The sequence below is a fragment of the Lyngbya sp. CCY1209 genome (assembly GCF_055795065.1).
Genome location: NZ_JAYFER010000482.1, coordinates 1 through 14,774 on the forward strand (window position 1 = coordinate 1; position 14,774 = coordinate 14,774).

The 14,774-nt window shown below is 58.0% G+C and carries 16 protein-coding genes; 10 read left to right on the forward strand and 6 right to left on the reverse strand.

Going from position 1 to position 14,774, the window contains the following annotated elements; translation table 11 throughout:
* Positions 1-62 precede the first annotated feature (62 nt).
* Positions 63-233, forward strand: coding sequence for a hypothetical protein (locus tag AC0QHF_RS15230; protein ID WP_324705079.1), 171 nt, complete (start codon positions 63-65; stop codon positions 231-233).
* 525 nt (positions 234-758) lie between these two features.
* Here AC0QHF_RS15230 and AC0QHF_RS15235 read toward each other — a convergent pair.
* Positions 759-1,262, reverse strand: coding sequence for a pentapeptide repeat-containing protein (locus tag AC0QHF_RS15235; protein WP_324705080.1), 504 nt, complete (start codon positions 1,260-1,262; stop codon positions 759-761).
* A 94-nt stretch (positions 1,263-1,356) separates the two neighbouring features.
* Between AC0QHF_RS15235 and AC0QHF_RS15240 the strand changes: the two genes are divergently transcribed.
* Positions 1,357-1,788: a YraN family protein gene (locus AC0QHF_RS15240; RefSeq protein WP_324705081.1), complete on the forward strand. Its 432-nt coding sequence runs from the start codon at positions 1,357-1,359 to the stop codon at positions 1,786-1,788.
* A 36-nt stretch (positions 1,789-1,824) separates the two neighbouring features.
* On the opposite strand, the gene AC0QHF_RS15245 is transcribed toward AC0QHF_RS15240, so the two are convergent.
* Positions 1,825-2,214, reverse strand: coding sequence for a hypothetical protein (locus AC0QHF_RS15245; protein ID WP_324705082.1), 390 nt, complete (start codon positions 2,212-2,214; stop codon positions 1,825-1,827).
* A gap of 381 nt (positions 2,215-2,595) precedes the next feature.
* On the opposite strand from AC0QHF_RS15245, the gene queA reads away from it, so the two are divergent.
* On the forward strand, positions 2,596-3,720 hold the full coding sequence (queA, locus tag AC0QHF_RS15250; RefSeq protein WP_375341433.1) for a tRNA preQ1(34) S-adenosylmethionine ribosyltransferase-isomerase QueA: 1,125 nt from the start codon (positions 2,596-2,598) through the stop codon (positions 3,718-3,720).
* A 180-nt stretch (positions 3,721-3,900) separates the two neighbouring features.
* Here queA and rpmF read toward each other — a convergent pair whose 3' ends face one another.
* From rpmF to AC0QHF_RS15265, 3 genes are all read right to left on the reverse strand, one after another.
* Complete coding sequence (gene rpmF / locus AC0QHF_RS15255) at positions 3,901-4,080, reverse strand: 50S ribosomal protein L32 (protein ID WP_324705084.1); 180 nt, start codon at positions 4,078-4,080, stop codon at positions 3,901-3,903.
* Between the two features lie 142 nt (positions 4,081-4,222).
* On the reverse strand, positions 4,223-4,687 hold the full coding sequence (locus AC0QHF_RS15260; protein WP_324705085.1) for a Tic20 family protein: 465 nt from the start codon (positions 4,685-4,687) through the stop codon (positions 4,223-4,225).
* A 95-nt stretch (positions 4,688-4,782) separates the two neighbouring features.
* Positions 4,783-4,980: a hypothetical protein gene (locus AC0QHF_RS15265; protein ID WP_324705086.1), complete on the reverse strand. Its 198-nt coding sequence runs from the start codon at positions 4,978-4,980 to the stop codon at positions 4,783-4,785.
* A gap of 278 nt (positions 4,981-5,258) precedes the next feature.
* On the opposite strand from AC0QHF_RS15265, the gene glyA reads away from it, so the two are divergent.
* The 7 genes from glyA (at position 5,259) to AC0QHF_RS15300 (ending at position 13,503) form a co-directional block, all read left to right on the forward strand.
* Positions 5,259-6,542: a serine hydroxymethyltransferase gene (glyA, locus tag AC0QHF_RS15270; RefSeq protein ID WP_324705087.1), complete on the forward strand. Its 1,284-nt coding sequence runs from the start codon at positions 5,259-5,261 to the stop codon at positions 6,540-6,542.
* A gap of 135 nt (positions 6,543-6,677) precedes the next feature.
* Positions 6,678-7,736, forward strand: coding sequence for a glycosyltransferase family 4 protein (locus AC0QHF_RS15275; protein ID WP_324705088.1), 1,059 nt, complete (start codon positions 6,678-6,680; stop codon positions 7,734-7,736).
* 44 nt (positions 7,737-7,780) lie between these two features.
* Positions 7,781-9,037 (forward strand): competence/damage-inducible protein A, encoded by a 1,257-nt coding sequence (locus AC0QHF_RS15280; RefSeq protein WP_324705089.1) that lies wholly within the window; start codon positions 7,781-7,783, stop codon positions 9,035-9,037.
* Positions 9,038-9,281: 244 nt separating this feature from the next.
* On the forward strand, positions 9,282-9,422 hold the full coding sequence (locus tag AC0QHF_RS15285; protein ID WP_324705090.1) for a hypothetical protein: 141 nt from the start codon (positions 9,282-9,284) through the stop codon (positions 9,420-9,422).
* A gap of 38 nt (positions 9,423-9,460) precedes the next feature.
* Positions 9,461-9,916 (forward strand): type II 3-dehydroquinate dehydratase, encoded by a 456-nt coding sequence (aroQ, locus tag AC0QHF_RS15290; protein ID WP_324705091.1) that lies wholly within the window; start codon positions 9,461-9,463, stop codon positions 9,914-9,916.
* A gap of 6 nt (positions 9,917-9,922) precedes the next feature.
* Positions 9,923-10,843, forward strand: a complete 921-nt coding sequence (locus tag AC0QHF_RS15295; protein ID WP_324705092.1) for an ADP-ribosylglycohydrolase family protein — start codon at positions 9,923-9,925, stop codon at positions 10,841-10,843.
* 137 nt (positions 10,844-10,980) lie between these two features.
* On the forward strand, positions 10,981-13,503 hold the full coding sequence (locus AC0QHF_RS15300; protein ID WP_324705093.1) for an HD family phosphohydrolase: 2,523 nt from the start codon (positions 10,981-10,983) through the stop codon (positions 13,501-13,503).
* A gap of 65 nt (positions 13,504-13,568) precedes the next feature.
* On the opposite strand, the gene AC0QHF_RS15305 is transcribed toward AC0QHF_RS15300, so the two are convergent.
* Positions 13,569-14,573 carry a cation diffusion facilitator family transporter gene (locus AC0QHF_RS15305; RefSeq protein WP_324705094.1) on the reverse strand — a complete coding sequence of 335 codons (1,005 nt, stop codon included), beginning with the start codon at positions 14,571-14,573 and terminating at the stop codon, positions 13,569-13,571.
* Positions 14,574-14,774: the final 201 nt, after the last annotated feature.

A 14,774-nucleotide genomic window follows, 5' to 3' on the forward strand; every position in this document is an offset into this window, starting at 1 on the left:
ACGGTGGTAGCGATCGCGCGATCGCACTTTTGTTATAATCGGAATGCCTCCTGGCAGAGGCGATGAGTCAGTCAAATAGTTTAGAGAAAATTGGTGTCGGACATCCTCAAGCTATTGCCGGATTGCTTCAAGTTGTTGAAACCACTGAGGATGAAGAAACTCGCAGAGAGGCAACTTATAGTTTACAGAAAATTGGACAAGGAAACCTTCAAGCGATCGCCGGGTTGGTTTGAGTTATTGAAACCACTATAGACACCAATGTTTTAATCAGTATTAACCATTATGGTAGTTCAAGGGAATTTTAAATAGGTGTGCGATCGCTTTTTATTTCCCATTTTCGCTATTAGCTGAGGAATCAATTCCTCAGCGGGCCTGGTAATTCAACCCAAATCTCAATATGCGATCGCTTTTTATCATCCCACAAACTCCCCAATCATCTGCATCCAATTATGGCGACTGGGGGCGAACAAGGGGCAACATTCCCTTGTTTTTGCCCCGATAGAAGATTCATGATTGACCGTTATGGTGGTTAAACCTCATGGGAAATTGGTGGGTTACGGCGCGGATGAAAAGTTGTGGATTTTTCCGAAAAATTACTGCCGCGCCTAACCCCCCCGACTGAACCGGCACGGCTAAAAATGTGCTTTCGTGTAGGGTGGGTTAGGCGGCTGAAACTGATGCTGTGAAGGCAATATAGCAATCCGCCGTAACCCACCGTTTAAGGTGTATCAGTCCACTACTGGACTACAATTGACCGATCAATCGCAGTACAGAGTTTCGCGGGTTTCCCGTCCCGTCACTGGATTCGTCCCCTCGGCGACCTCGCAGAGCATTTCCTGCTGGTCCCGCCGCAACAGGACATCGGTGAAATCCGCCCCCGTGACGATCGCACCCTGAAAATCGGTATTATAAGCGAACGCCCCCTCCAGCACCGCATCGGTGAGGTTTGCGCGGATGAATCGGGCCGTGTCCAGGGTCGCAAACCGCAGGTCAGCCCCCTCCAGGTTCGCATCTTGCAGCTTGGCGCCGAACAGGCTGACACCCCGCAAGTCGCTGTGGCTGAAGTCGCTGCGGCGGAGGTTGGCGAAGTCGAACTCCGAATCCTTGAGATCCTGGTTGGAGAAATCCATATCGATCAGCGTCTGCTTTTCGTAATTTTCCGCCCGGGCGGGGGCGGGGGTGAAGGCCGCGGCGACCAGTCCGATCGCGATCGCCAAACTCAGCGCGATCGCACCGATGCGCGAAATAATACTCCGGTTCATAGCGGTTCGAGAAGAAAAACCCATGCTATCGAGTGTATGGAAAATCTATCATTTAGGATTTAGTGTACAGGGGAAGCGATCGGGAGGACAGAAAATGTCGCGCCAAATCGGAGAGTTGGGGGAAGAACTGGTGGCCCGGTGGCTGCGGCAAACCGGTTGGGAAATCCTTCACCGCCAATATCGCTGCCGCTGGGGAGAAATCGACCTGATCGCCGATCGCGCCCCCACCCTCATTTTCGTCGAAGTCAAAACCCGGAGTCGGGGCAATTGGGACGAAGACGGCGCCCTGGCCATCACCCCCGCCAAACAGGGGAAACTGATTCAAACGGCCGAACACTTTTTGAGCGATCGCCCCGACCTGAGTACCCGGCCCTGCCGGTTCGACGTGGCCCTGGTTCGGTGCGATCGCCCCACGAAAAAAGACCGGGTATCGACGCCATCACCGGCGATCGAACCCGGCCTACCCATCCCGATAGAGGGATATCACCTCACCCTCCAGAATTATCTCGAATCGGCATTCTGCTAGGGCGAGAAGACGGGGTGAAGGTCAATTTAAAACGCGCTACGCCAGCGCCTCGGGGCAGTAACCCAGACCCCGGACAAACTGGGTGCGAAATGCTTCGATGTCCTCCCGGTTGGGGATTCCGTGGGACACCACCGCCACCTGATAGCGGCGCATGACACTCAGGGGAGATTGTCCCGTTTCGAGTCCCCACAGGGCCATTTGAATGCGGATGTCGGGTTCGTAGGGAATTCCGAGTTCGTTCATGAACGCCCGAAAATTGCCGTGTTGGTGGGGGGTCAGATACTGACTCATCTTGACTTTGATAATCCAGCCATCGATCTGATGGATGACGGTCATAAATTTGACCGGCAGGTGAGCTTGAGTTTGCAGAAAATCCACAACTCTGAGTGTCAGACTCGTATTGGCAATGTAGTATAGATATTCCATGAGGTCTTCTCCCGCGTCTTGGTGTGTCCCGCCATCTGGCTGCAACCTTCTAGTTCCGATAGTCTGCAACCGAGCGACAGATGGACGAGATCGCTCCTTGCTGTCAGTGTCGATCGCGTGTCAAGGAAACTGGGCGGTTCAAACTGATACGATGTTCTCGAACGATTCGGGAATGGGTTTCAGTTCGCCGTTTCCCTTCTCACCGTCACTGCATCGGGTCAATGAGTATTGATACGGATGCAGTCGCTCGATCGGACAATGTGACAAGGCTATACTTATATGTTCGTGGGATATCGCCCTTTTTACTAGGGGAAAAGCCCCCGATCTGGCATGGGGGTTTCTACCCAACTTGTCGTGGGGGCGAGAAATTCAGGATTAGGAGTGACTGGAGTCGTGGACAACTCGGACACAAGTTTGCAAGCGTATCACTACGAATTACCGCCCGATCGCATCGCCCAAAATCCAGTCGTGCCCCGGGACGCTTCCCGCCTGCTGGTGGTGGATTCGCCCCATTCCCACCGCCACCGCCTGTTTCGGGATGTCCCCGACCTGTTGCAACCCGGAGACCTGCTGATCCTCAACGATACCAAGGTGCTGCCCGCCCGCCTCTACGGCCGCAAGAGTAGCGGGGCCGCAATCGAGATTTTGCTGTTGGAGGAGCGATCGCCCGATTGTTGGCTGGCGTTGGTGAAGCCGGGAAAACGCTTCAAACTCGGTTCTCAATTGGAATTCGACTCCCGAACCGGGGATGAGGTACTCCGGGCGACCGTTTTGGAAATCGATCCCGACACGGGGGGACGCCTGCTGAAATTCGAGGTTCCCGAAGGTCAATCTTTCATCTCCCGCCTCGACCAATTCGGCCAGATCCCGTTTCCGCCCTACGTCACGGACTCCGGGGCGTTGCCGGAACAGTACCAGACCATCTACGCCGATCGCCCGGGGGCCGTGGCCGCACCGACGGCGGGGTTACACTTCACAGATACCCTATTTGAACGATTGGAACAACGCGGCATCGATCGCGCCTTCGTCACCCTCCACGTCGGGGTGGGGACCTTCCGCCCCGTGGAAGTGGAGGACATCACCACCCACCAGATGCACGGCGAATGGGCCGAAGTTCCCCCGGAGACGGCGGAGAAAATTGCTCGAACCCGCGATCGCGGCGGGCGGGTGATCGCCGTGGGGACCACGGTGGTGCGGACCCTGGAGGGGACGGCGACGCTGCAAAATTCGGAAAACGGCCGGATTCAACCCTATTGCGGCCAGACGAATTTATTTATCTATCCGGGCTACCGCTGGCGGATGGTGGACGCACTGATCACCAATTTTCACCTGCCGCGATCGAGCTTGCTGATGCTGGTGTCGGCGCTGATCGGCCGGCGGCGACTATTAGAGCTCTATCAGGACGCCCTGGAACAGCCCGAAAACGACTTGGGAAACCGATATCGCTTTTACTCCTTCGGCGACGCCATGCTGATCCTACCCGAAGCGGTTCTGCAATCGGGCTAAAGCCCAACAACAGCAATCAACACCCTTCTCGTTGTTGCGCTTTAGCGCCTCGGTATCTGTGGGGGGCTAAAGCCCAACAACGTTTCCCGACTCCCCACTCCCGACTCCCGACTCCCCAAACAAAAACCGGACATCGGCACGAACCGACATCCGGCTAACGATCGCGCGATCGCCAATTTCCTACTCTTCGTCGTCCTCCTCATCTTCATTGGAAGGATAGACGAAGCTGGCCGAACGGCCGGTGAGGACGGATTTCCCGAGGGAGAGAGCTTTTTCAGCTTGTAATCTCGCTTTGCGCTTCCAAGTCGCCTTTCGCATATTCCGTTTGGACTTGGAGGTTCGTTTCTTTGGGACAGCCATGAGAGGATTTTACTCAAAATCAACAAGACAAACTCTTATAATAGCACGTCCCCACCGTTCAGGAGCGGGCGGAGTGCGATCGCGCCGAGAATTTTTGCCGAGATGACCGGGGTGCGATCGCGGACTCTATTTTCCCGCTTCCTTACCGAACCTGCATATACACCGCATCGGAGATCGTCGGAATTTCGGCGTACTGTCCCCGCGCGGATTGGACGATCCCGTAAATCACCGATGCCAAAATCCCCAAAAAGACCATGTTGTAGAGCGTTTCTTGGATGAACCCTTGCAAGGGGATAATTCTCAAAATCAAACTGCAGCCGATCACGATAATATCGAGTAAAATCGCCTGCATCGTATTGAAACGGATGAAATGGGGGATGTTTTCATTCCGCACCACCAGCATGAAGAGTGCAAAGAAAACGATCAGACCGGCAAAGGGAATGCGGTAGAGGAACAGTAGGGGACTCAGAGGAATCAGAATGATCTGTAGGATGGGAAATTGACTGAACAAAAATTGACCGAATGTCAGCCCATACACGAGGGGCAGCAAGTAGGGCAGACAAGCAAAAATGCGATCGCGAACGGTGGTAGTCCCGCGCCAATTCATAGTCACCTCTCCTGAGTGCGTCAGTTAACGAAAATTAATCTCTAGACTCAGGATAGCGCAGCGATGCCCGGAAGTTATTCTCCGAAGTGAGGAAATCAGTCGATATTGGCGATGCGGAATCCCATCTCGCACTCGTACTGGCCGGGTTTGTTGTCCCCGGGCTTGCGGATCAAGTGTCCGCAAGTGAGGTGTCCGCCGCGCCACCGGGGTTGACCGCTGCGATCGGCCAGCAAACAGCCCTGACAAACTTGGTGAGGCTCAATGATTTGATTTTCCATCATCATCACTAACATTATCATCCCTCCGGCCGATTTCTTAACCTGCCCTTTTATTTTATTTCACGATCCCGCCAAACCCGAGAAAGTGACTCACAACTTAACATTCCTGTCAAGCCGCCCGTTCCAACTAGAAGTCTGAAGGAAAGCGAGTTATGATCGTTAGTTTGTGGACGTGGGACGCTTTACCCTTCTCGCCGAGAGCGGCGGCAAGATCTCGATGCCGACACGAAAGCGGATATTCGCGACCGCGTTCACTGCAACATCCTAAGATTTGTCAGAAAGGGAAATTGATTGTGAGCGATACCAACCTGGACATCCTGGCTCAGACCGATCCGACCGTGACCGAATTGATCGGCAAAGAACTCCGGCGTCAGCGGGAGCATTTGGAACTGATCGCCAGCGAAAATTTTACCTCCCCGGCGGTATTGGCGGCCCAGGGGTCGGTTCTGACCAATAAATATGCCGAAGGCCTCCCGAACAAGCGATATTACGGGGGATGCGAATTTATCGACCATATCGAACAACTGGCGATCGATCGCGCCCGGGAACTGTTCGACGCCGCCCACGCCAACGTCCAGCCCCACTCCGGTGCCCAGGCGAACTTCGCCGTCTTCCTGGCCCTGCTGAAACCCGGAGACACGATCATGGGCATGGACCTGTCCCACGGCGGTCACCTGACCCACGGTTCCCCCGTCAACGTCTCCGGGAAGTGGTTTAATGTCTGCCAGTACGGCGTCAGCGCGGAAACCGAACAACTCGACTACGATCGCATCCTGGAACTGGCCAAAGAACACAAACCCAAACTGATCGTCTGCGGCTACTCCGCCTATCCCCGCACCATCCAATTCGACAAATTCCGGGAAATCGCCGACGCCGTGGGCGCCTACCTCCTCGCCGACATCGCCCACATCGCCGGGTTGGTCGCCACCGGCCACCATCCGAACCCTGTCCCCTACTGCGATGTCGTCACCACCACCACCCACAAAACCCTGCGCGGCCCCCGGGGCGGTCTGATCCTGACCCGCGATCCGGAATTGGGCAAAAAATTCGATAAAGCGGTGTTTCCCGGATCTCAGGGGGGACCGCTGGAACACGTAATTGCCGGAAAGGCCGTGGCGTTCGGAGAGGCCCTGAAGCCCGAATTTAAGACCTATTCCGGCCGGGTGATCGAAAATGCCAAGGCCCTAGCCGCCCAATTGCAGGAACGGGGTTTGAAAATCGTCTCCGGCGGGACGGACAACCACCTGATGCTGGTGGATTTGCGCTCCGTGGGGATGACCGGGAAAGTGGCCGATCGCCTGGTGGGCGAAATCAACATCACCGCCAACAAAAATACCGTCCCCTTCGACCCCGAATCCCCCTTCGTCACCAGCGGCCTGCGGCTCGGCTCCCCGGCCGTGACGACCCGGGGCATGGGAAGCGCCGAATTTGCCGAAATCGGCAATATCATCGCCGATCGCCTCCTGAACCCGGAAGACGAAGCCGTGAAAGCCGATTGCATCGGTCGCGTCGCCCAACTGTGCGATCGCTTCCCCCTCTACCCCCATCTCACTATCAAAGTCCCGGCTTTGACGTGACGGGTTGCGGAGTCCGCCGGGGAGGGGTGCGATCGCCCTTTCCCCATTGGCGAGGATCGGGTGTCAGAATCAGGGCGAAATATAGTAGACTCTGCCTGAACCTGCTGTTAGCTCCCATCCAAAACACAACTTCAGATGCCCTATCCTTTTTATCATCTGTTCGCCTTTGTGATCTCTGCCGTCATCGTTCTCTGGAGTACGCCGATCGTCAAAAAAATCGGCCTGAAAAGCGGGCGGGTGGACTTGCCGTGCGATCGCAAAGTACACCAGCGTCCGATGGTGCGTTTGGGGGGAGTGTCGATCTTCATCGGGACCCTGGTTGCGCTGCTACTGGTCTGGGGGTTGGGCGGTTTCATCGACTCCGGCGGCCAACCCCTCGCCCCGAAGCAAGAATATGAAATTTGGGGTGTCACCGTCGGCGGTATGGCGTTCTTTTTGATCGGGTTAGCCGACGACCTCTTCGGCCTGTCCCCCCTGACCCGCCTGCTGCTGCAAACCGCGATCGCCAGTCTGGCCTGGGGCGCGGGCGTCCGCATCGAATTCCTCGGCATCCCCTACCTCGGCGGACTCGTCCATATCGGCTTCCTGAGTTTGCCCGTCACCGTCCTCTGGCTGGTGGGGATGACCAACGCCATCAACTGGATCGACGGCCTCGACGGTCTGGCCGCAGGGGTTTCCGGCATCGCCGCCGTGGTCATGTTGATCGTGTCCCTGTTCATGAACCAACCCGCCGCCGCCCTCATCGCCGCCGCCCTGGCCGGGGGGGCCCTGGGGTTCCTGCGCTATAACTTCAACCCCGCCCAAATTTTCATGGGGGACGGCGGCTCCTATTTTATGGGGTTCACCCTGGCGGGGGTGGGGGTGATCGGTTTGGTGAAAACCACCGCCGTCACTGCGGTCCTGCTCCCCTATCTAATTTTGGCGGTTCCGATTTTGGATATGTCGGCGGTCATCTTTGAACGGCTGCGACACGGGAAGTCCCCCTTCGCCGCCGACAACCGCCATCTCCACCACCGACTGCTGCAGGCGGGTTTGTCACAACGGCTGACGGTTTTGTTTATCTATTCCCTGACGCTGTGGGTGGGCAGTTTGGCGTTGGCGTTCTCCGGTTTTCCCAGCGGCGTGACCTACGCCCTGGGGGCGACGGGATTGTTGGGCTATACCAGTTGGAAGGCGCTCAAACGGGTGAGATAGAATCGTTAAATTTCGGTGTTGTCCTGCGTTGAATGGCTGAATCCATGAGTGCTGAAATTATTTGTGTCGGGACGGAATTATTGCTCGGCGACATTCTCAATACGAACGCCCAATTTATCGGACGAGAGTTGGCGATGTTGGGCATCCCCCACTATTTTCAAACCGTCGTGGGGGACAACCGGGAACGGCTGAAACGGGCGATCGCGATCGCCTCGGAACGCTCCCAACTGCTGATTTTTACCGGCGGTTTGGGGCCGACGCCCGACGATTTGACGGTGGAAACCATCGCCGATTTTTTCGAGACTCCCCTGATTGAAAAACCGGAAATTCTCGAAGATATCGCCCACAAGTTCGCCCAACGGGGGCGGGAGATGGCGCCGAGCAACCGCAAACAGGCTTTGATTCCCGAAGGGGCCGATATCCTCTACAATCCCATCGGCAGCGCCCCGGGCATCATCTGGCAACCTCGCGGCGATCGCCTCACATTACTGACGTTCCCCGGGGTACCGGCGGAAATGAAGCGGATGTGGGCGGAAATTGCCGTCCCCTACCTGCGAGAACAGGGGTGGTGCGGCCAGACGATTTACAGTCGCACGCTGAAGTTTTGGGGGATTTCGGAGTCGAGTTTGGCGGAAAAAGTGTCTCACCTGCTGGAGTTGGGCAATCCGACGGTGGCACCCTATGCAAATTATGGGGAAGCCAAATTGCGGATTTCGGCCCGGGCGACATCGGAAGCGATCGCCCGGGAGTCGATCGTCCCGGTGGAGGCGGAGATCCGGCAGATCGCGGGTTTGGACTGTTACGGCATCGACGAAGACACCCCCGCCTCGGCGGCCGGCCGACTGCTGCGGGAGCGGGGGCAGACCCTCGCCGTCGCCGAGTCCTGCACGGGGGGCGGATTGGGGGCGATGATGACGGAGATTCCCGGCAGTTCGGATTATTTTTGGGGCGGGATCATCGCCTACGATAACCGCGTCAAACAAGAGTTATTGGGGGTGAATCCCGCCGATTTGGAGCGGTTGGGGGCGGTGAGCGATCGCGTCGCCGAACAGATGGCCGCGGGGGTGCGATCGCGCCTCGGCAGCGACTGGGGATTGAGCGTCACCGGCATCGCCGGCCCCGGCGGGGGGACGGAAACCAAACCCGTGGGGTTGGTTTATATCGGACTCGCCCAGCCGGACGGGACGGTGGAAGCCCGGGAATTTCGCCTGGGAGTGCGGCGGGAGCGGACTTGGGTGCGACGGGTGAGCATCTGGAACGCGATCGACTGGCTGCGGCGTCAGTTGACAATTGATCGGTGATAATTGACAATTAATCAGGGTCAATTCCCCCTTGCCTTGCATAATTTGATGAAGATTCGTTATGATTGAGCTATGGCTAGTCTGCTAGTCCATCGTCGGGCATATCCGTTCTGCCGAGGGCAGACACCGCAAGCGCAAGATTTGCCCGTTCCTAAAAAGAAAAGTCGGGCTTGCCTGAATCGTGAAGAACATCAAACGTCAGTCAAGTCAACTCGCCGATCTGTAAAAAGGAGCCATTTTTGCAATGGAATACATTGAAAAGGTGCTGGAAAAACTGAGGGAATGGGCGCGTGAGCTAATCGAAGCATTACTCGGTCCGGAAGCGCAACCCGAGGCAGAACCGATTCCTGTTCCCGTCAAAGATTATCCCCACCGGCGGCGGTAAGCCATTGAGTACAAAGCAGCCACTAAGGATTTGGAAAATTGTTGAGCATTCTGGTGCTGCACGGCCCGAACTTGAACCTGCTGGGTAAGCGGGAGCCGGGTATCTACGGAAAAGCGACCTTGAGCGATATCGACCGACTGCTAGAGCAGGAGGCGGTGTCGCTCAAAGTCGAGGTTGTGACTCGGCAATCCAATCACGAAGGAGTCTTGGTGGATGCCATTCACGCCGCAGCCGGACATCACCAGGGCTTGTTGATCAACGCCGGAGCCTACACCCACACCAGTATCGCCCTGCGGGATGCCATTTCCGCCGTTCAAATTCCCACCGTCGAGGTTCACCTCAGCAATATTTACACCCGCGAACCCTTCCGACACCACTCATTGATCGCCCCGATCGCGATCGGTCAGATCAGCGGGTTCGGGGCCGACAGCTATGGTTTGGGGTTGAGGGCGCTGGTCAACCACCTGCGATCACGATCGGACGCTCAAAGCTGAATCTTCATGGACTACCCACTCTCGAAACGGTTTCAGGGGGCCTTGCTGGGAGCCATCCTTGGCGGCGACCTCGCCGAGCGATGGCTGCGGCCGGCATCCCCCGTCAGTTCCGGGGCCGAGTGTTCGGGCGTCGAGTCCCGCGATCGCCCTCAATCCGAACCTCGGAATTGGCAGGCGTCGGTCATCGCCCTGACCGAAAGTTTAATTCAAAACCGGCGGTTCGACGTCGCCCGCCGCCGTCAAATTTTGCCAACTGAAACGTCAAATCCCGCGTCCGCCCCGACACCGGGGGAAGCCGCGATAATTGCCCTCCCGGTCATCCTATTGTTTCACGAAGATGCGGCGGAACTCCGGCGGCAGTTGGGGCGACTCGCCGAACTCTGGCCCGATGCCGAGAGTGGCGAACGGGAAGCGGCGATGCTGGCGATGGGGGCTGCGATCGCCGAGATCCTGCGAACCCCGGCCGATACCCGGCACCTGCTGCCGTCCCTGTTAGAGACATTATCTCCGCAAACGCTCCTGCGGCGACAACTCGAACGGGTGCACCTCGGGCTGACTCAATCCGCCACCCTCGCGGAGATGGAAAACCGCCTCCCCGCCCCCGAGGATGCGGCATTGGCCCTGGGATTGTACTGCTTTGCGAGCACCCCCCTCGACCCCGACTTGACGCTGCGACGGGCGGCGCGGGTGCGGTGGCAACCCGGGCTGACGGCGACCCTCGCTGCCGTCCTGTCGGGCGCCCACAACGGTCTGTCCGGCATTCGAGCCGCCGGTCGGTTAGCCCGGGACGGAGACACTCACATCGACGAAGGGACGCTCCTCGGGCTCGCCAAGACATTAGCGGACACCTGGGCTGGCATCGAACCGTCAGCCGGCCCCTCCGATTTCCCGAATCCGGTGGTGACGGCGGTCCCCCAAACTTTCTAGGGAGACAAAAATCGCCCCAACCTCGCTCATGTGCCTCCTTGGCGGAAAATGGGAGTCCAAAATTTGAAATCGATACCTTAGAATTAATTATGATACGGCTGCTCGACCCATACCGTCCAGCTTAAAATTCGATATAGATGAATAGGTTCCAGTCAATCACGCGACAGATCGAACGGCTTCGCAGTCAGACTCGCCACTCGTCATCGCGAGAACGAACGGTTGAGGCCGGAAATAGCAGCCCGTCTCGAAATCGATCGCGGCGATCGCCCGAGGAGCAACCCAAAGCGAAGGCTGGGCCAACCGGCGGCAGCTCCAACTTGAAGACGAAGCGATCGCCCCAGGTCGGTTCCCCCCTACTGTTGGTCGTGGCGGTCGTCTCCCTCACCGGCGTGATGGGGGTGCGCTTTTACAACCAACCCAAACTATCGGTGGGGCGCCAAGCCCCGGAAACCTTCGTCGCCCCCCTCGACGCCAGCATCCCCGACGAAAAAACCACCGAAGAAAAGCGGCGGGCCGCTCAAATCGGGGAAGTCTCGGTGCTGGTCATCGACCCGACCATCGACCGCGACATCCTGCAAAAAATTCGGGCGGTGATCGAACAGGTCGATCGGTTGCGAAAAGTCGCCGGCCCCTTTCCCTACGCCAATACCGGCATTTTATCGACCGACACGCAGATCTACATTCGCAGCCTGCCCGAATGGCAGTGGCGAGAACTGCTCGATCGCGTCGAGCAAAGCAGCATCGCCAACAATCTCGTCAACCCGGAAGCCCCCGAAGCCAAAAAATCGGCCACCGAAAAGTTTGCCGGCGACGTGGAGTTCGAGCGACTCCGGCAACAGGCTGACCTGCAACTCGACCGCTACCGGATGCGGGCATCCGAAGAAGCCTTCACGGCCGTGATCTCGAAAATCTCGGACGCCCGCCGCGACTATGCCAAGGCCTTGAACCTCCTGTCGGAACAACAGACGGCGGGGGAGGAGGAACTCTACGATCGCGAGATCTTGAATGTGTCCGATACCGTGTGGCTGCGGACTCAATCGGGCCTGCGGTCGGTGGCGCGAGAAATGCTGGCCCAAGGCATCGCCCCGGGGCTGCCCGACGACATTCTCAGACAGGCGGTCAGCCTGCACATCCAAGATGTCGATGAGGTCCCCCTGCAAACCCAAGGGTTTGCCCACCGCGTCTTGACCGAATTCCTGAAACCCAATTTGATCAAAGATCCGGTGGCGACCCGCCGCCGCGCCGAACTTGCCGCCCAAAAGGTGGAACCCGTGATCGTGAACGTCAAGAAGGGGGATGTGATCGTCACCGCCGGGGAAACCATCACCCAGCGGCAATTTGTGGCGCTCGACTATTTCGGCAAGAGCGAACGGGGCGTCAACTGGAAGGGATTGATGGGGTTCGTGTGCCTGGTGGGCGGCGCCATCGGCATCGTGCTTTTGGTGCAAAGGCGCTTTCGCCCCGGCTTGCGCCGCCGGGATTACTTATTGTTGCTGCTGTTGACCGTGAGCACGCCACTGTTGGTGCTGTTGAAAATGCCGGCCACCAGCCTGCCAGCCGTGGGCCTGTTGACCGGGAGTTTTTACGGGTCCGCCGTCGGGGTGACGGTGGTGGGCCTGCTGTCGGCAATCTTGCCCGTCGGCATGGAAATTGAGATGATCCCCCTGGTGGCCAGCGCGGCGGGGGGGATTTTGGGCAGCTTGCTGGCGGGACAGTTGCGATCGCGCGAAGAATTGGCCCTCCTGGGCGGCGGCGTCGGCCTGACTCAGGGGGTGATTTACCTGGTCGTCACCCTCATGGTCAGCTCGACGGCCAGCGCCATTTGGTACGTCTTGCTGGGCGATGTCGCCTTGCAGTCCCTGGAAGGGTTGGCCTGGAGTATCGTGGCCTTGGGGTTGAGTCCCTATTTGGAACACGTCTTCGACCTGATCACGCCGATCCGGCTGGCCGAACTGGCTAACCCCAACCGCCCCCTGCTGAAACGGTTGGCGACGGAAGCCCCCGGCACGTTTCAGCATACGATGTTCGTGGCGACCCTGGCGGAGGCGGCGGCGGGGGCCCTGGGCTGCAATGTGGAACTGGTGCGGACCGGGACACTCTACCACGATATCGGCAAGATGCACGACCCCCTCGGATTTATCGAAAATCAGATGGGCGGACCCAACAAACACGACGCCATTGACGACCCCTGGAAGAGCGCGGGCATCATCAAAAAACACGTCAGCGAAGGGCTGGCGATGGCTCGGAAATGTCGCCTCCCCAAAGCGATTCAGGCCTTCATCCCGGAGCATCAGGGCCAGATGTTGATCGCCTACTTCTACTACCAGGCCCAGCAGCGGGCTAAGGAAAATGGCGATCTGATCGTCAGGGAAGAGGATTTTCGCTACGATGGACCCCGGCCTCAGTCTCGGGAAACGGGGATCGTCATGCTGGCGGATTCCTGCGAGGCGGCGTTGCGATCGCTCAAAGATGCCACCCACGAAGAAGCCCTGCAGATGGTCAACAAAATTCTCCGCGCCCGCTGGCAGGACAACCAACTCGCCGATTCCGGACTCACCCGCGAGGACATGGGAAAAATTGCCGAAATCTTCGTCCGCGTGTGGGAACAGGTCAACCACAAGCGGATCGCCTACCCCAAGGGGGTGTTCGGCTCCCGCTGACGGGGGAAATGGGCGATCAAGGTGTCTAAGTCGATACTTTGAGTTTCCTCCCTACGACCGACTCCCTACTCCCTTTTCTGGGTTTTGTAACGACATGAGCGCTCACTGCTATACTTTCCGGCGATCAGGGACGCCAGATCGGTTTGTCCCAATTCCAGGAAACCGAGTTTTTCGGGGGAAGCGACGGGGGTGAGGTGGAGGCGGACTTCTTCGATGCCGAAGTTTTGGCCGAGGGCGGTTTGAATTTGGGCTATGAGACGATCGCGATTTTCCCCTTCCGCTTCTATTTTTAGGGTCGCCGTCAGGAATCGATGACCGGGTGCGATCGCCTCCAGGGCGAGATCTTCGACCGCAGCCACCCCCGCAAATTCCGCGATCGCCGCCGCCACGGCCTTTTCATCCCCGTCGGGGAAACCGGATGTCAGCAGCATCTCCAAACTGCGGCGGATCAGGGGCACGGCCCCCAAACCCACCGCCGTCGCCACTCCCAAACCGATGGCCCCGTCGGCCCAATTCCAGTGCCACTTCCAAATCGCGATCGCGGCGACGATGGCCCCCACGGAACTCAGGGTATCGGCGGCGACGTGGAGGAGGACTCCCCGCAGGTTGATGTCCGTTTGACTATCTCGGTGCAGCAGCAGGAGGTTGAAGCCGTTCACCCCCAACCCGACGATGGCGGTGACGAACATCGGCCCGCTGAGGATGGTTTCGGGGGGGTGTTGCAAGTGTCGGACTGCCTCCAATGCGATCGCGCCGGCCATAACCACCAGTCCCACCCCGTTCACCAATGCGGCCCAAACCTCGATCCCGACTTTCTCGGGGTTGTGGGGCGATCGTCGGGCCGTCCAGGCGGCAAAAATTGCCAATGCGATCGCAAACCCGTCCGCGGCCATGTGACCGGAATCGGCTACCAGCGCCAAACTGTGACTCGCCCACCCCACCGCAGCTTCAATTCCGGCAAAACCGGCGATCGACATCAACGCGATGCCCAACAGCCGCAATTTGTGGGGGGAAGTGGAAAAGGCGATCGACTGGCAGTAATAACAACTCGGGGACTCAAAACGCTTCATCGAGGCATCTGGTTTGAACTCAATTCAAACGATAATTCGGGCGATCGCACCCCACAACCGGGAAAGAATTGTTGGGGAAGGAATTTTAGATTGTAGGGGCGCGGCGTCTTGCGCCCTAATTTATTAGGGGTCGAGAGAGAAGTCACCTTCTCCCCCTCCCATTCAAAACCGTGCATGAGATTTTCACCTCACACGGCTCCT